The 16,526-nt window shown below is 59.0% G+C and carries 15 protein-coding genes and 1 riboswitch; of the genes, 9 read left to right on the forward strand and 6 right to left on the reverse strand.

The genetic code is table 11. The features are described 5' to 3' along the window. Positions 1 to 40: 40 nt before the first annotated feature. A riboswitch (TPP riboswitch) is annotated at positions 41 to 139 on the forward strand. A 34-nt stretch (positions 140 to 173) separates the two neighbouring features. Genes thiB through ACSQ13_RS15875 form a run of 3 tightly spaced genes read left to right on the forward strand, consistent with a single transcriptional unit; the run spans position 174 to position 3,362 of the window. Continuing rightward, positions 174 to 1,151: a thiamine ABC transporter substrate binding subunit gene (gene thiB / locus ACSQ13_RS15865; RefSeq protein ID WP_295510631.1), complete on the forward strand. Its 978-nt coding sequence runs from the start codon at positions 174 to 176 to the stop codon at positions 1,149 to 1,151. Next, positions 1,127 to 2,683 carry a thiamine/thiamine pyrophosphate ABC transporter permease ThiP gene (locus ACSQ13_RS15870; protein ID WP_295510634.1) on the forward strand — a complete coding sequence of 519 codons (1,557 nt, stop codon included), beginning with the start codon at positions 1,127 to 1,129 and terminating at the stop codon, positions 2,681 to 2,683. The genes thiB and ACSQ13_RS15870 overlap by 25 nt, the downstream gene beginning before the upstream one ends. Continuing rightward, positions 2,670 to 3,362, forward strand: coding sequence for a thiamine ABC transporter ATP-binding protein (locus ACSQ13_RS15875; protein ID WP_295510637.1), 693 nt, complete (start codon positions 2,670 to 2,672; stop codon positions 3,360 to 3,362). Before ACSQ13_RS15870 ends, ACSQ13_RS15875 begins: the two co-directional genes overlap by 14 nt. A gap of 16 nt (positions 3,363 to 3,378) precedes the next feature. Here ACSQ13_RS15875 and ACSQ13_RS15880 read toward each other — a convergent pair whose 3' ends face one another. The 6 genes from ACSQ13_RS15880 to ACSQ13_RS15905 all read right to left on the reverse strand — a co-directional run bounded on the left by ACSQ13_RS15880 (position 3,379) and on the right by ACSQ13_RS15905 (position 10,606). Then, positions 3,379 to 4,233, reverse strand: a complete 855-nt coding sequence (locus tag ACSQ13_RS15880) for an SDR family oxidoreductase (RefSeq protein ID WP_295510639.1) — start codon at positions 4,231 to 4,233, stop codon at positions 3,379 to 3,381. Positions 4,234 to 4,237: 4 nt separating this feature from the next. Beyond that, on the reverse strand, positions 4,238 to 5,500 hold the full coding sequence (locus ACSQ13_RS15885) for a glycosyltransferase family 4 protein (protein WP_295510641.1): 1,263 nt from the start codon (positions 5,498 to 5,500) through the stop codon (positions 4,238 to 4,240). Between the two features lie 70 nt (positions 5,501 to 5,570). Continuing rightward, entirely contained in the window at positions 5,571 to 6,350 is a 780-nt protein-coding gene (locus ACSQ13_RS15890) for a carnitinyl-CoA dehydratase (protein ID WP_176249779.1), read from the reverse strand. An 18-nt stretch (positions 6,351 to 6,368) separates the two neighbouring features. Further along, positions 6,369 to 8,378, reverse strand: coding sequence for an acetate--CoA ligase family protein (locus ACSQ13_RS15895; protein WP_295510644.1), 2,010 nt, complete (start codon positions 8,376 to 8,378; stop codon positions 6,369 to 6,371). Between the two features lie 287 nt (positions 8,379 to 8,665). Further along, positions 8,666 to 9,826, reverse strand: a complete 1,161-nt coding sequence (locus ACSQ13_RS15900; protein ID WP_176249777.1) for an acyl-CoA dehydrogenase family protein — start codon at positions 9,824 to 9,826, stop codon at positions 8,666 to 8,668. Positions 9,827 to 9,850: 24 nt separating this feature from the next. Next, positions 9,851 to 10,606: a class II aldolase and adducin N-terminal domain-containing protein gene (locus tag ACSQ13_RS15905; RefSeq protein WP_176249776.1), complete on the reverse strand. Its 756-nt coding sequence runs from the start codon at positions 10,604 to 10,606 to the stop codon at positions 9,851 to 9,853. 87 nt (positions 10,607 to 10,693) lie between these two features. On the opposite strand from ACSQ13_RS15905, the gene ade reads away from it, so the two are divergent. From ade to msrA, 6 genes are all read left to right on the forward strand, one after another. Then, on the forward strand, positions 10,694 to 12,496 hold the full coding sequence (gene ade, locus ACSQ13_RS15910) for an adenine deaminase (protein ID WP_176249775.1): 1,803 nt from the start codon (positions 10,694 to 10,696) through the stop codon (positions 12,494 to 12,496). After that, entirely contained in the window at positions 12,493 to 13,956 is a 1,464-nt protein-coding gene (locus tag ACSQ13_RS15915) for an AMP nucleosidase (protein ID WP_176249774.1), read from the forward strand. The genes ade and ACSQ13_RS15915 overlap by 4 nt, the downstream gene beginning before the upstream one ends. 127 nt (positions 13,957 to 14,083) lie before the next feature. After that, entirely contained in the window at positions 14,084 to 14,374 is a 291-nt protein-coding gene (locus ACSQ13_RS15920; protein WP_176249773.1) for an HU family DNA-binding protein, read from the forward strand. A 131-nt stretch (positions 14,375 to 14,505) separates the two neighbouring features. Beyond that, positions 14,506 to 15,375 (forward strand): DMT family transporter, encoded by an 870-nt coding sequence (locus ACSQ13_RS15925; RefSeq protein WP_176249772.1) that lies wholly within the window; start codon positions 14,506 to 14,508, stop codon positions 15,373 to 15,375. 187 nt (positions 15,376 to 15,562) lie between these two features. Further along, positions 15,563 to 16,012: a peptide-methionine (R)-S-oxide reductase MsrB gene (gene msrB, locus ACSQ13_RS15930; RefSeq protein WP_176249771.1), complete on the forward strand. Its 450-nt coding sequence runs from the start codon at positions 15,563 to 15,565 to the stop codon at positions 16,010 to 16,012. Further along, the gene (gene msrA, locus ACSQ13_RS15935; RefSeq protein ID WP_295510654.1) at positions 16,009 to 16,518 is read left to right on the forward strand and encodes a peptide-methionine (S)-S-oxide reductase MsrA; all 510 of its coding nucleotides are present in this window, start codon (positions 16,009 to 16,011) and stop codon (positions 16,516 to 16,518) included. Before msrB ends, msrA begins: the two co-directional genes overlap by 4 nt. Positions 16,519 to 16,526: the final 8 nt, after the last annotated feature.

The following is a 16,526-nucleotide window of genomic DNA, read 5'->3' on the forward strand; positions in this document are numbered from 1 at the left end:
GGGATTTCGCCTTGCAAGCGGTTGGCAACCGTTCTACCGATGGGGCACCTCGGGGGGCCATTGGCTGAGATGTGCATTGCACGGACCCGTTGAACCTGAACCGGTTAACACCGGCGGAGGGAAGGTCTGGACATCACTCCAACGCTTTCTGACGCCGCATTTTGGAGGATGCCATGAAGTATCTTACACTTGCTGCCACCACGTTCCTTGCAACCTCGGCCTATGCCGACACGCCTGAACTGGTGGTCTATACCTATGACAGTTTCGTTTCCGATTGGGGCCCCGGCCCGGTGATCGAAAAGGCGTTTGAGCAAACCTGCGCTTGTGATCTGAGGTTCGTCGGCATGGGCGACGGTGCCGCATTGCTCGCACGGCTCAAGCTTGAGGGCGCGCGGTCGGACGCCGATGTGGTGCTGGGCCTTGATACCAGCCTGATCGCCGCGGCCAAGGAAACCGGCTTGTTTGCGCAGACCGCTGTCACCGCCGACTACGACCTGCCGATCGCTTGGAACGACGACAGCTTTGTGGCCTACGACTGGGGCTATTTCGCCTTTGTACATGGCACAGACCTGACACCGCCCGCGAATTTCAAAGCCCTGGCAGACAGCGACCTGAAAATCGTGATCCAGGATCCGCGGTCCTCCACCCCCGGTCTGGGTTTGCTGATGTGGGTCAAGGCCGCTTACGGCGATGAAGCCCCCGCAATCTGGGAAGGGCTGGCCGACAATGTTGTGACCGTGACCAAAGGCTGGTCCGAAGCATACGGTCTATTCCTTGAGGGCGAGGCGGACATGGTGCTGAGCTATACCACATCGCCCGCCTATCACCTGATCGCCGAGGAGGACGCGACCAAAACCGCCGCAGCCTTTGACGAAGGCCACTACATGCAGATCGAAGTGGTTGGTAAACTGGCGGGCAGCGACCAACCCGATCTGGCCGATGCGTTCATGCAGTTCATGGTGGCAGACGCGGCACAAACGGCGTTGCCGACCACCAACTGGATGTACCCTGCGGTGATGCCGGCAGAGGGTCTGCCAAAAGGGTTCGAGACCCTGATCACCCCGGGAAAGGCGCTGCTGATCCCGAACGAGGACGTTCCCGCCCTTCGTGAAGAGGCGCTGGCTGAATGGCTCTCCGCGCTTTCGCAATAAGCACAAAAACAGGGATCGGCGCGGCCGCTTTGGTGGTCGGGCTGATCCTTGCTGCAATTTGCGCTGTGCTGACGCGCGCCGAATTTGGCAGCGGCCTTGGTCCGGCTGACTGGTCTGCGATCCGCTTTACCGTTTTTCAGGCCGCGATATCGGCTGCCCTGTCCAGTTTGCTTGCCATACCAATTGCCCGCGCCCTGGCCCGCAGACGGTTTCCGGGGCGCGGTCTGTTGGTGACCTTACTTGGCGCACCGTTCATTCTGCCCGTGATCGTGGCCGTTCTGGGTCTGCTGACGGTTTTCGGCCGCGCAGGGTGGTTGAACATGGCGCTGTCTGACCTGAACCTGCCAACGCTTTCAATTTACGGGCTGCACGGGGTGGTGCTGGCGCATGTGTTCTTTAACCTGCCGCTTGCCACACGGCTGATGTTGCAGGCGTGGCAGACAATTCCCGCCGAACGGTTTCGTTTGGCCGCCCAGCTTGACCTGACACCTCGTGCCGTCTTCCAAAGCATCGAATGGCCGATGCTGCGCCAGATCGTGCCGGGCACGGCGGCGTTGATCTTTGTGATCTGTTTGACCAGCTTTGCCGTGGCATTAACCCTTGGCGGCGGGCCGCGCGCCACAACCATTGAACTGGCAATCTATCAGGCATTCCGTTTCGATTTCGACCTAAGCCGCGCCGCGATCCTGTCTTTGGTGCAGCTTGCGCTGGCGGGCAGTGCCGCCTTGCTGGCGCTGTGGATCATCCCAAGCGTCAGCATGGGCGGCGGCCAGGACCGCCCGCGCCAGCGTTGGGATGCGCGGGGCGGCGTGCAGCGCATCATCGACATCTTGGCGATCGGCATCGGTGCATTGTTCCTGCTGTTACCCTTGGGGGCAATCGTCACACGCGGGCTTGCGGGTATTCTGCTGACACCGGCAAGCGTCTGGCAGGCGGCAGGTACCTCTGTTGGGGTTGCCATGGTCAGTATCGCCGTTTTGCTGGTGCTTGCCCTACCAATGGCAGGCTGGATCGCCACCGCAAAACGCGGCAGCGTCGAGGCGGTTGGCCTGTTCGGTGTTGCCGCCTCCCCCCTGATGATCGGCACGGGGTGGTTTATCCTGATCAATCCTTTCGCTGATCCTATCGCGCTGGCCTTGCCTGTGACGGCATTGGTGAATGCCCTGATGGCGCTGCCCTTTGCCCTGCGTATTCTGGTACCGCCCCTGCGCGACACGGTGCAGGTTTACGGGCGCTTGTCCCAGGCACTGTCCCTGACCGGCTGGCCGTTCTGGCGTTGGGTGGCCTTGCCGCGATTGCGCCCGCAGATCGGCTTTGCGATGGGGCTGACGGGGGCGTTGTCCATGGGGGATCTGGGGGTGATCGCGCTGTTTGCGGACCAAGACCGCACAACGCTGCCCTTGCAGATGTATCGCCTGATGGGCAGCTATCAAATGGAGGCCGCAGCCGGTGCCGCGCTGATCCTTTTGGCGCTGTCATTGGGCATATTCTGGATATTCGACAAGGCGGGGCGCATGAATGCTGAAGCTTGAACAAGCGGTAATCACCCAAGACGACTTTTCGCTGCGGGCCGATCTGTCGATTGAACCGCACAAGAAATATGCCGTGATCGGCCCGTCGGGGGCTGGCAAATCAACCCTGCTTGGCGCGCTCTGCGGGTTTGTGCCGCTGGCCCACGGCCGTTTGATCTGGGACGGGCGCGATATCACCGATGCCGCCCCCGGTGCGCGGCCCATGACGATGCTGTTCCAAGACAACAACCTGTTTCCGCATCTCAGCGTCATGCAAAACGTCGGGCTTGGCCTGCGCAGCGACATGCGGCTGACAGCCGATGACATGGCCAAGGTCGAAAGCGCGCTGTCCCGTGTCAGTCTGGCGGATATGGCCGATCGCAAACCAGGGTCGCTGTCGGGCGGGCAACAAAGCCGTGCCGCCCTTGCGCGGGTTTTGGTTCAGGCGCGGCCATTCGTCTTGCTGGATGAACCCTTTGCCGCCCTTGGGCCCGCCCTGCGCAACGAAATGCTGGATCTGGTGCAACAGCTTGTCACAGAAACGGGTGCCGCCCTGATCATGGTCACCCACGACCCCAAGGATGTGGCCCGTATCGCGGACGAGGTTATCTTTGTCGCCAACGGCATCGCCCACGCCCCCGAACCCGCCAAAGAGCTGATGGATAATCCGCCGCCTGAACTGCGTGAATATCTGGGCTGATCAGCGCCCCTCAAGATCAGCTTTCCAAGGCAAGCATCGCCTTTAGCCCCGCACGATAGGTCGGGTATGTTGGTGACCAGCCCAAGGTGTTCTTGATCAGGTCATTCCGGACCTTTTTGCTTTCTGCATAAAAGCTGCGCGCCATCGGGGTCATATCCGCATCATCAATCGCGATGGCGGGCGGGACGGGCACGCCCAACAATTCGGCGGCATGGGCGATAACATCTTGGGGCGGGGCCGGGTCATCGTCGCATAGATTATAGATCGCGCCGGGGACCGGGCTGTGCAGGGACAGATCCAACGCCAATGCGATGTCATCGACATGGATGCGCGAAAACACCTGACCGTCCTTGATAATACGCCGCGCAGTGCCCGCACGCACCTTGGCAAAGGGACCGCGACCGGGGCCGTAGATGCCCGCCAGCCGGAAGATATGCAGCGGCAGATCGGGAATGCCCTGCCAGCGGGCCTCAGCTTCGACACGCGCCTGGCCCCGTTTGGTTGACGGGGTCAGCGGGGTGTTTTCATCAACCCAGCCGCCGCCATGATCGCCATAAACGCCAGTGGTTGACAGATAACCAAGCCAGCGCAAATCGGGCGCGGCGCGGGCGATGTCATCATAGGTTGCGTTCAAAACCGGATCACCGTCCGGGCCCGGCCCGGCAGACACCAAGATATTCGGAAACGACGCCAACAGCGCACCCAGATCAGCGCCGGGCCAGACAAAAGGCTCTACCCCCGTGGCAGCGATTTCATCCATTTTATCGGCGCTGCGCGTTGTCCCGACGATGCGCCACCCTTGGGGCAGCAACCGTTTTGCCAACGCCTGCGCACTGTACCCGTGGCCAATCGATAACAGCGTCTTGTCCATCGGCTTAGTCCTCTTTCAACGGCAGCTTGATCCGTTTATCTGCGGCCACAAGATCGTTGATCTGGGCGATATGTTCGGGCAGGCATTTGGTCAGGAAATCATAGGTCTGCACCACATGCTTGCGCGCGGCAGGCCCAAGGTGGGCATATTTCGCGGGTGCGGCCAATACGTCGATCACCTGATCCGCCAAGGCTGCGGGATTAAAGAAATCGCACAGCAAACCGGTTTCCCCATGTGTGATCGCCTCGCGCACAGGGGCCACATCAGAGGCCACGATCGTCGCCTCCATCGCCATGGATTCAAGCAAGGACCACGACAACACAAAGGGCATCGTCAAATACAGATGGCAGCGGCTGATCTGGACGATCTTCTGGTAATCCTCATAGGGCAGCTTGCCCAGGAAATGCACCCGGCTCCAATCGACATCCTTGCCGACCTCGGCCTCCATCTCGGCGCGCAGACCGCCAGGGTGCTTGCTTTTGCCGCCATAAGACGTGTCATTGCCGCCCAATATCAGAACCCGCGCATTGGGGCGTTCCTTGAGGATTTTGGGCAAGGACCGCATGAACACATGGAACCCGCGCGTGCGTTCCAGATTGCGGGCAATATAGGTCACGATCTCGTCTTCGCGGGTCAAATCGCGATCCAACCGGCCCAGCTTCAGCCGCACTTTTGGGTTCGGTTTTAGCTGATCCGTGCGAATACCGTCGTGACAGACATAGAGCTTGTCATGAAAGCTTTCCGGAAACCGGTCGCGCTGCCAGAATGTCGGGCTAAGCCCGATGTCGACGGTTTCGATATTCGCCAGCGGAACCGCATTGCGGACGCGCAGCAAAAATGCCGTGTCTTCGGTCACCGGGTCTTCGGGATCAAACCCGACCGGGCCCCCACTATCGCTATAGAAATATTCAAAGAAACCGATAATCGGCACATCCGGCCAAACGTCTTTAAAGAACGTCAATTCACCCCAACCGACATGGCCAATCACGATATCGGGCTTGAACCCTTCGGTCTTTTCGATCCGGCGCGCCGCACGGGCAGCCCCCAAACCGTTGCCGGCAGATTCCTCCCAGTTTTTGGAGAGACCATAGGCATCTTTGGCAGGCTTGTGATGGGTCTTGTAGATCCGCGTTTCGACGCCTTTGAAACTGGGCGGCTTTTGCCGCTGCGTCAGAAAGTAAATCTGATGTTCGCCGGTATCGGCCAACCATTGCACCAACTCGCGGTACTGGCCGGGCATATTTTGGTGAACAAACATGATTTTCATAGGTTTCGCCCGAATGTGACTGATGCCGGATCAAATAGCCCAAGCCCGCCGCGCATTGCAAACATTGCCGTTATTTACCCTTCCAAACCGGGTCGCGTTTCTCGGCAAAGGCGCGGGCACCTTCCAACTGATCCTCGGATGCATAAAGAATATCAACCGTTTCGAGCTGCCGCCCCGTGATCCGGTTCATCGCATCCTGAAATTTGGAATCCTCGGCATCGCGCACGATTTCCTTGATCGCCGCATAGACCAAGGGCGGTCCCGACGCCAAAAGCCGCGCCAGTTCCCAGGCGCGATCCATCAGCTGATCCGCAGGCAGGATTTCGTTGACCAAGCCCCAGCCCTTCGCCTCGTTCGCGTCAAACCAGCGGCCGGTCAACAACAGCTCCATCGCGATGTGATAGGGAATACGCTTTGGCAGCTTCACACTGGCGGCATCGGCGACCGTACCGGACCGGATTTCAGGCAGCGCAAAGGTCGCGTGATCGGCCGCCAGTATCATATCCGCGCTCAATGCCAGCTCAAGCCCGCCACCGCAGGCGATGCCGTTCACCGCCGCAATCACCGGCTTGTTCATACCGCGCAATTCCTGCAACCCGCCAAAGCCGCCCACGCCATAGTCACCATCCACCGCATCGCCATCAGCGGCCGCTTTCAAATCCCATCCGGGGCAGAAAAACTTGGTACCTCCACCAGTGATAATCGCAACGCGCAGGTCTGGATTATCGCGAAAATCGCGGAATACATCGCCCATTAATTTGGACGTTTCCAGATCAATAGCATTGGCCTTGGGGCGGTCCAGCGTCACCAGCAATACGCTTCCGTCAACTTCGGTTTTCACGACACTCATAAGATTTTCCTTCTGGGTTCAGCGGATCAAGGCATCGACGGCAATGGCGTTGTCCGTGCCACAGATCAACGGGTTAACCTCAACCTCGCTGATCACATCCTGATGCGCAATCACATAGGCCTGGACCGCCAAAACCGCTTGCGTGATTGCACCCAGATCGGCAGCCGGCTTGCCCCGATACCCGTTCAGCAAAGGCGCAATGCGCAAACGCTGCACTGCGCGGGCCACCTGTGGCGACGTGACTGGCAACAACAATGAAACGGTGTCTTGCCAAAGCTCGGTCAACACTCCACCCGCCCCGATGGTTAACAAAAACCCGTGCGCCGGATCACGCGTAACCCCGATCAACAGCTCCGCCACCGGATCTGCAATCATCTCTTCCACCAAAAAGCTGTCGGCCTGCATAGACATTGCACGGCCTTCAACGGCATCTGGCGCAAGGCCCACAATCACCGCACCGGCCTCTGACTTATGGGCCAACCCCTGACCCTTTAGCACCACCAGACCGCCAATTTCGGCAGCAACCGCCGCCGCCTCGGCTGGCGTTTTTGCCGCGCGCCCCTTTGGGACCATCAGACCAAATTTACCAAGCATCTCTTTCGCCACCGCCTCGGGTATCAAATCTCCGTTGCGGTCGGTGCCGGGCTGCAAGGGCGGCACTGGGTCGGGTTGCGCATCAAACGCTGCCGCCTCCGCCGCAGTAATCGCTTCGGTCAGGCCGCAGATCGGGGCAACGCCACCTTGAATGAGACGCGCCATCACATCATCCGGCATCAATTCAGGCAATGTCGCAACAACGGCAACCGGTTTCCCAGATCGCGCGCGCAGGTTCAGCGCCGCTTGCGTGGCACATTCCCAATCGCTGGCATCGGTATGGGGGTAATCGACAATCAACAACGTCAGGCCGATATGATCAGCGGCCATTGGCAACCACGCCGCCGTCATCTTTTCAACGTCGCGCCAGACATAGGTGTTGTAATCCAACGGGTTCGAAAGGGCGACCATCGGCCCAAGCGCATCACGCAACGCAGTTTTCTGCGCACCCGTCAGGTCGGGGAACGAAACGGCACGCCCGTAGGCGGTATCGGCCGCCAGACTTGCCTCTCCTCCGGAACAACTGACCGACGACAACAATGGCGCTTCAAGCGGGCCATTCACATGAAGAAGCTTCAACGTCTCAAGAAAGCTCGGCAAATCGCGCAGCCTTGCTATTCCCAACCGGTCCAGCAACGCGGCAGCCCCGGCATCCCCCCCGGCCAAAGATGCCGTATGCGAAACAGTTGCACGCTGCGCCTGATCCGATAGACCAACCTTGAGCGCGATCAACGGAATGCCTTTTCCCGCAGCCGCGACGGCCAGCTTGTGCCACGCAAGCGTGTCCGAAAACCCCTCGATATGCAGACCGATGGCGGTGACCCTGGGATCATCCAACAAGGCCAAAGCAATGTCAGCTTGCTTGGTTTGGGCCATATTTCCACATGTCACCATATAGGCAATCGGCAACCCACGCCGCTGCATGGTCAGATTGATCGCGATGTTTGACGATTGCGTCAGGATCGCAACGCCGCGGTCGACAGAGCGGCATCCGTGCTGGTCCGGCCACAACAACGCGCCGTCCAAGGCATTGATGAAACCATAGCAGTTGGGCCCCAAGACCGGCATCGATCCTGCCGCCGATACCAGACGGGCCTGCAACGCCTTTGCTGTATCGTCTTCCGCTTCCGCCTCGGAAAACCCGGATGCGAAACAAACAGCGCCGCCCGCTCCCATGGCTGACAGCTCGGCCACCACCTCAACCGTGGCCTTCCGGTTCACACCAATAAACGCGGCATCGGGCACTTCAGGCAGTTCGGCGAGTGATCCAAAGGCCGGGACAGCTTCGATGCTCACCGCTTTTGGGTGCACAATATAAAGCGCGCCTTGAAAGCCCATCCTTTTTGATTGCCTAATCACTTGCGCGCCCCACGCGCCGCCGCCAATCAAGACAATTGATTTAGGTCGCAGCAATCTGTTAAGGTCACGCTTCATACGCGACCACCATGCAAAAAGATTCTATGCCTTCGGCGAGGATATTTATAAGCCAGAGAAGACGGGTCCACCCCCAACCGTACACAGCAGGCAGGGGGCTTCTCCGGCTGCGGTCATCGGCGTCCCCGCCTGTACCGCCTGCATAGGATAGACCTCTCATCCTGAACAAAAGCTTAAAGCCTTCATTTTTGCCCTCATTCTCTGGCTCAAAAATATCCCGGGGGGATGCGCGCAAGCGCAGGGGGGTTGGCCCCCCTGCCCGGCCGATGCCAAATGGCAGCGGAACGTCAGGCCCCCAGCGCACGCAACATCTCGCGGCTGATGATGTGGCGCTGGATTTCGCTGGTGCCGTCCCATATCCGCTCAACCCGCGCATCCCGCCAGAAGCGTTCAATCGGGTAATCATCCATCAGCCCCATGCCGCCGTGCAACTGAAGTGTCGCGTCCGTCACACGGGCCAGCATCTCTGAGGCATAAAGTTTGGCGCTCGCGATCTCGCGGTTTGCGGGCAGGCCTTTGTCCAGACGGTCTGCTGCCGCCAACGTCAGCAAATCAGCCGCGTCGATTTCGGTGATCATATCGGCGAGCTGGAAGCTCACCCCCTGAAACTTGCCGATCTTCTGACCGAACTGTTCGCGTGTTGCGGCATAATCCATCGCATAGTCGAAGACCCGCCGTGCCCGGCCCACCGACATGGTCGCAACCGTAATGCGGGTAGCATAGAGCCATGTGTTCATAACGTCGAAGCCGCTATCGACTTCGCCCAAGACCTGCGCATCCGGCAGGCGACAATCGTCGAACTCGAGGATCATGTTTTTATAGCCCCGATGGCTGACCGATTTGTACCCGTCGCGGATCGTAAAGCCCGGCGTGCCGCGGTCGACCAGAAAGGCGGTAATCCGCTTTTTAGGGCCTTTGGGCGTCATATCTTCGCCCGTCGCGATGAAGACGATGATGAAATCGGCGTGATCCGCGCCCGAAATGAAATGTTTGGTTCCGTTCACCACCCAATCACCGCCATCGCGCCGCGCCATGCATTTCATCCCCCGCACATCCGATCCCGCACCCGGTTCGGTCATTGCAAGCGCGTCCATGCGTTCGCCGCGCACTGCGGGCATCAGATAGCGGTCGATCTGTTCGCCTTCGCAGGCCATCAGGATATTCTGCGGCCGCCCGAAAAAGTGGTTCAGCGCCATTGATCCGCGCCCCAGCTCGCGCTCCACCAATGCAAATTCCAGATGGTTCAGCCCCGCGCAGCCGACGCTTTCGGGAAAGTTGCAGGCGTAGAAGCCCAGCTCGATCGTCTTGCGCTTGATCTCTTCTGCGATCTCTTGCGGGACTTCGCCGGTTTGTTCCACCAATGTCTCGTGGGGGTAGATCTCTTTCTCGACAAAGCTTCGGACGGTGTCGGCGATCATCAGGTTTTCTTCGGTCAGGCCGTAATTCATTGCTGGGCTCCCGAGATACCAAGGTTAATGCGCATAGTTTGATCCTTCTTCGTCCAGGATAGCCTTGAGTTCGGCCAGATGGCGCGCGTCTTGTTCGGGATAGTTTTCCAGCTCTTGCGCGGTTTTTTCTGCGATGTCGTCAGGGATGCGCCGCAGGGGCATGCCGGTTTGCAGGGCACGAATATACGTTTCGGCGGCCCGTTCGAAATAGAACAGGCGGTTAAAGGTATCCGCCACGGTATCACCGATCACCAGCACGCCGTGGCTGCCCATGACCATGACCTTTTGTTTGGGGTCGGTCAGCAGGGTGCCGCAGCGCGCGCCTTCGTCTTCGAATGCCAGCCCGCCGTAATCTTCGTCGATCACGACGCGGTTGAAGAAGGTGCAGCAGTTCTGGTCAATCGGCGGCAGGCGGCTGTCTTGCAGACTGGCCAGCACCGTCGCGTGGATCGAATGCACATGCATCACGCAGCGCGCGTGGGCGCAGGCTCGGTGAACGCCGCCATGCAAGCCCCAAGCAGTCGGGTCGGGTGCATCGGGGCCGTTCAGCGTGTCGGGGTTGTTGGCGTCCACCTCGATCAGGTCGCTGGCTTTGATCCTGCTGAAATGCACCTGATTGGGGTTCATCAGGAACTTGGTGCCATCGTCATTCACGGCAAGGCTAAAGTGGTTCGCCACCCCTTCGTGCATGTTCAGCCGCGCTGTCCAGCGAAACGCGGCGGCCATATCGACCCGTTCCTGCCAGTGGTCCATGTTCTGACGGATTTGCGTCACGGTCATTTGGGTCTCCCTGTTTTGCGCGGGTGATCGGCTTTCCTTGCGTCGCATCACCTTGAACCTCGTGCAATCTTCGTGTCAACGTCAGGCATGACACATACTCCCTTCCCTTCATGGCCCGATGTGGCTGCTTCGTTAGTATCGGTCGCGGCGGGGCGCGCGGCGGCGGATATGATTATCACCGGCGGTGTTTGGGTAAACGTGCATACCCGCGAGCTGTTGCCCGACCATGATATCGCCATTGTCGCGGGACGCATTGCATTTGTTGGCCCTGATGCCAGCCATTGCAAAGGCGACGATACGCAGGTGATCGACGCCAAGGGGCGGTACATGATCCCGGGTCTGTGTGACGGGCACATGCATATTGAAAGCGGCATGCTGACGCCTGCCGAATTTGCCCGCGCCGTGATCCCTCATGGCACCACATCCATGTTCACCGACCCCCACGAGATCGCCAATGTGCTGGGTCTCGAAGGTGTGCGGATGATGCATGACGAAGCGCTTTTGCAGCCGATCAACATCTTCACCCAGATGCCATCCTGCGCGCCTTCGGCACCGGGGATGGAGACGACAGGGTTCGAGATCACCGCCGAAGATGTCGCCGAGGCGATGCAATGGCCCGGCATCATCGGTTTGGGCGAGATGATGAACTTTCCCGGTGTGACCAATGGCGACCCCAAGATGCTGGCCGAGATCGCTGCCACCCAACGTGCAGGCAAGACCGTGGGCGGGCATTATGCGTCGCCTGATCTGGGTCCAGCCTTTGCCGCCTATGTGGCCGGTGGGCCAGCGGACGATCACGAAGGCACCTGCGAGGCGGACGCGATTGCGCGGATGCGTCAAGGGATGCGGTCGATGATCCGGCTGGGGTCGGCGTGGTATGACGTTGAAACCCAGATCACCGCGATCACCGAAAAGGGGCTGGATTCGCGCAATATGATCCTGTGCACCGACGATTGCCATTCCGGCACCTTGGTCAACGACGGGCATATGAACCGCGTCGTGCGTCACGCGATTGACTGCGGCTGCGACCCGCTGGTCGCCTTGCAGATGGCGACGATCAACACCGCCACCCATTTCGGGCTGGAACGCGAGATCGGGTCGCTGACGCCGGGGCGGCGGGCCGATGTGATCCTGACCTCTGACTTGAAAACCCTCCCGATCGAGACTGTGATCGCACGCGGGCAGATCGTGGCGCAGGCGGGCGAATGTGTTGTGGATTGCCCCCATTATGACTGGCCCGAAAAAGCCCGCCAAACGGTGCATATGGGCAAAACGCTGAAAGCGGCTGACTTTCAGATCGACGCCCCCAAGGGCGCGAATGCCGTCACCGCAAACGTGATCGGCGTGGTTGAAAATCAGGCCCCCACCCGCGCGCTGAAGTTCGAGCTGCCCGTGACAGACGGGCGCGTTCAGGCCACGGGCGAAGTTTGCCAGATTGCACTGGTGGAACGGCATCGCGCAACGGGAACAGTGGTAAACGCCTTTGTCTCGGGCTTTGGCTACGAGGGGCCGATGGCGATGGCGTCCACAGTGGCCCATGACAGCCACCACATGATTGTTGTCGGGACCGATGCCGATCACATGGCGATGGCCGCGAACCGGTTGGGCGAGGTCGGCGGCGGCATCACGATCTTTAAAGACGGCAAAGAACTGGCATTGGTCGAACTGCCCATCGCAGGCCTGATGTCCGACAGCCCCGCATCCGAGGTCGCCAAGAAAACCGAAGCCATGATGCAAGCCATGCGCGACTGCGGTTGCACGTTGAACAACGCCTATATGCAACATTCCCTGCTGGCCTTGGTCGTGATCCCCGAATTGCGCATCTCGGACCTTGGCCTTGTCGATGTCCGCAGTTTTGAATTTATCCCTTTGTTCGAGCCAACATCATGAACCGCATTCTAAGCCCAGACAGCCCGCCTGCCGAAAAGTTCACCGATGCGACAAAAGCGGTCGAACATCTGATCATGCTGTACCGCCAAGCGACCGGCTTTTTGACCGAGCATTTTCAAAAATCCATGGATGATGCCCCGCCGGCCACGCGGATCAGGGCGTTTTACCCTGAAATCCGCTTCACGACCTCTAGCTATGCGCAGGTCGATTCCCGCCTTTCCTTTGGCCATGTATCAACCCCCGGCACCTATGCCGCGACGATCACACGGCCCGACCTGTTCAGAAACTATCTGATCCAGCAAATCGACCTGCTGATCGAAAACCACCGCCAGCCTGTTGTTATTGATGTGTCCGACACGCCGATTCCGGTGCATTTTGCCGTGTCGGGGGATGCCGCTATTACGATCCCTCATGATGGTGCGGCAGACTTCACCCTTCGGGATGTGTTCGATGTGCCTGATCTCAGCACCACCAACGACGATATTGTAAATGGCACCTATTCGCCTGCAAATGGTGTGGGTGCCCTGGCCCCCTTTACCGCGCAACGGGTTGATTATTCACTGGCACGACTGGCGCATTATACCGCAACCGATCCCGACCATTTCCAGTGTCATGTGCTGTTCACCAACTACCAGTTCTATGTGACCGAGTTCGAAGAATACGCCCGTGCCATGCTGCGCGACCCGGACAGCGGCTATACTTCGTTTGTGTCCACCGGCAATGCCGAGATCACGGATGGCGACGCGCCTTTGCCCGATACCGGCAAAACGCCGCAAATGCCGACCTATCACCTGAAGCGTGCAAACGGGTCGGGGATCACGCTGGTAAACATCGGTGTCGGTCCGTCGAATGCCAAAACCGCGACCGATCACATCGCCGTACTGCGCCCGCATGCGTGGCTGATGGTCGGCCATTGTGCGGGCCTGCGCAACACCCAACAGCTGGGCGATTTCGTGCTGGCCCACGCCTATCTGCGCGAAGATCACGTGCTGGATGATGACCTGCCGGTCTGGGTGCCGATCCCTGCGCTGGCCGAAATCCAGATCGCGCTGGAAGACGCCGTTGAACAGGTCACCCAGCTTGAGGGGTACGAGCTGAAACGCATCATGCGCACGGGCACGGTTGCGACCATCGACAACAGGAACTGGGAATTGCGCGATCAGTCGGGGCCGGTGCAGCGATTGTCGCAATCTCGCGCCGTTGCGCTGGACATGGAAAGTGCCACAATCGCGGCCAATGGTTACCGGTTCAGAGTACCCTATGGCACGCTTTTATGCGTGTCAGACAAGCCGCTGCACGGCGAATTAAAGCTGCCCGGCATGGCGTCAGGCTTTTACAAAACCCAAGTTGCACGCCATTTGATGATCGGAATTCGCGCCATGGAATTGCTGCGCGACATGCCGCTGGAGCGGCTTCACAGCAGAAAACTGCGATCTTTCGACGAAACGGCCTTCCTTTAAAGGGGAAAAAACCAAAAAAGCGCATGTTTTCGCTGTTTTCGGACACCTATTCGTTGTGTTCTCACACAACATACCGTTACATTCTGCCAGTGAGGCCCTAATTCGGGCGGACGAAGGAGAAAAAAAGATGGCTACAAAACCAATGACAAAAACCCAGCTCGTCGCAGCTTTGGCCGATGAAATGGGCACAGACAAAAAAGCAGCAGGTTCTGCACTGGATGCAGTATGTGCTTTGATCACCAAAGAAGTATCCGGCGGCGGTGCTGTCACTCTTCCTGGTATCGGCAAAATCTATTGCCGCGAACGTCCAGAGCGTATGGTTCGCAACCCAGCGACTGGCGAACAGTTCAAGAAAGAAGCGGACAAGGTCGTTAAGATGACCATCGCGAAAGCGTTGAAAGACAGCGTTAACGAATAAGTCTGGCAACAGGTTTATCAAAAGGGTCGCCATAGGGGCGGCCCTTTTTCGTTTCAGGGCAGGGGCAGCCCCTTGCGCATCATACCCATCTGCGAAAAGGTCAAAGCGACCAAGGTTTCGGAAAGGCCCCCATGGATATTCGCGCTGTTTTTGTGGGGCTGGCTTTTGCCTTTATGTGGTCTTCCGCCTTTACCTCGGCCCGTATTATCGTGGCAGACGCATCGCCCCTGATGGCACTGTCCGCGCGCTATCTGATCTCGGGGCTGCTGGGTGTCGGGATCGCATTGGCGCTAGGGCAAACATGGCGACTGACCCCGGCGCAATGGCGCGCAACGATCATCTTTGGCATTTTGCAAAATGCCGTTTATCTGGGGCTGAACTTTGTTGCGATGCAAACTGTACAGGCGTCGCTGGCTGCGATCATTGCCTCGACGATGCCGCTTTTGGTCGGCTTGGCGACCTGGCTGTTCCTGGGGGAAAAGCTCAAGCCGCTGGGGATTGCGGGCCTAGTTGCCGGTGTGGTCGGCGTGTCGATCATCATGGGCGCACGGATCAGCGGTGGCGTTGATATGATGGGGCTTTTGCTGTGCGGTATCGGGGCGCTTGCGCTGACGGCGGCGACACTTCTGGTGCGCGGGGCCACATCTGGCGGGAACTTTATGATGGTCGTCGGATTGCAGATGCTTGTCGGCTGCATCACCCTGACCATCGCAACCTTGCTGTTCGAAACACCCCGCCTTTCGCCAAGCTGGCCGCTGCTGGCCGCATTTACCTATACCTGTGTGGTGCCGGGCCTGTTGGCAACGGTGGTCTGGTTCTGGCTGGTGAACCGCATAGGGGCGACACGGGCTGCGACCTTCCACTTTCTAAATCCGTTCTTTGGGGTCGCGATTGCATGGTTGCTGCTGAGCGAACCATTGGGGGTTCAGGACATCATCGGGGTGGTGGTGATTGGCTTTGGTATTTTGGCGGTGCAAATTTCACGGCAGCGCGCGGCCTGAGGGCCAGACGTCTTCCTTGAAAGAAATCGGCCGGGAGTTCTCGTAGAATTCCATGGCCGCCTGACCGTCAGCCCCAGACCGTCAACGTTGGAAAGCGCCTTCACGGAAAGGTGCGCAATCGTGACAAAACCTTTGAAAATTTCCTGCCAGCCCCATCTAATGTATCAAGACTGCAAAGGAGACATCCATGCCCACTTACCAGAAATCACCCGAAGCCATCGCGGCCCTGTCGCCAGAAGAATACCGCGTCACCCAGCAAAGCGGGACAGAACGCCCCGGCACCGGCAAGCTGCTTAGCAACAAAGAGCCGGGCATCTACGTTGATATCGTCTCAGGCGAGCCTCTGTTCGCCTCAGCTGACAAATACGATTCAGGCTGTGGCTGGCCCAGCTTTACCAAGGCGATCGAACCCGCCTATGTGAACGAACTGCGCGACGCGACCCTAGGCATGATCCGCACCGAAGTGCGCAGCACCCATGGCGACAGCCATCTCGGGCACGTCTTTCCCGATGGCCCGCCTGACCGTGGCGGCCTGCGCTATTGCATCAATTCGGCCTCGCTTCGTTTCGTCCACCGTGACGATATGGAAGCTGAAGGCTATGGCGAATACATCAACCAAGTGGAGGACGTCGCATGACGCAACAACGCGCAGTACTGGCGGGCGGATGCTTTTGGGGTATGCAGGATTTGATCCGGAAACGTAACGGGGTCATTGCGACCCGCGTCGGGTATTCCGGTGGCGATGTGCCCAATGCAACCTATCGCGATCACGGCACCCATGCCGAAGCGATCAAGGTCATTTTTAACGACGAGGTTCTAAGCTATCGGGATCTGCTGGAACTGTTCTTCCAGATCCATGACCCATCCACCCCGAACCGTCAGGGCAATGATCGCGGCCTCAGCTACCGGTCTGCGATCTATTACGAGGATGATGACCAAAAGGCCGTCGCCCTGGATACGATTGCTGACGTAGACGCCTCCGGCATCTGGCCCGGAAAAGTCGTGACCGAAGTCGAGCCCGTGAGCGATTTCTGGGAGGCCGAGCCCGAGCATCAGGATTATCTGGAGCGGAGTCCCAATGGCTATACCTGCCATTTCCCCCGCCCGGATTGGGTTTTGCCGAAACGTGCCGCTGCCGAATAATGTGAAAA

It is taken from the genome of Sulfitobacter sp. SH22 (genome assembly GCF_965641905.1).
Lineage (GTDB): Bacteria > Pseudomonadota > Alphaproteobacteria > Rhodobacterales > Rhodobacteraceae > Sulfitobacter.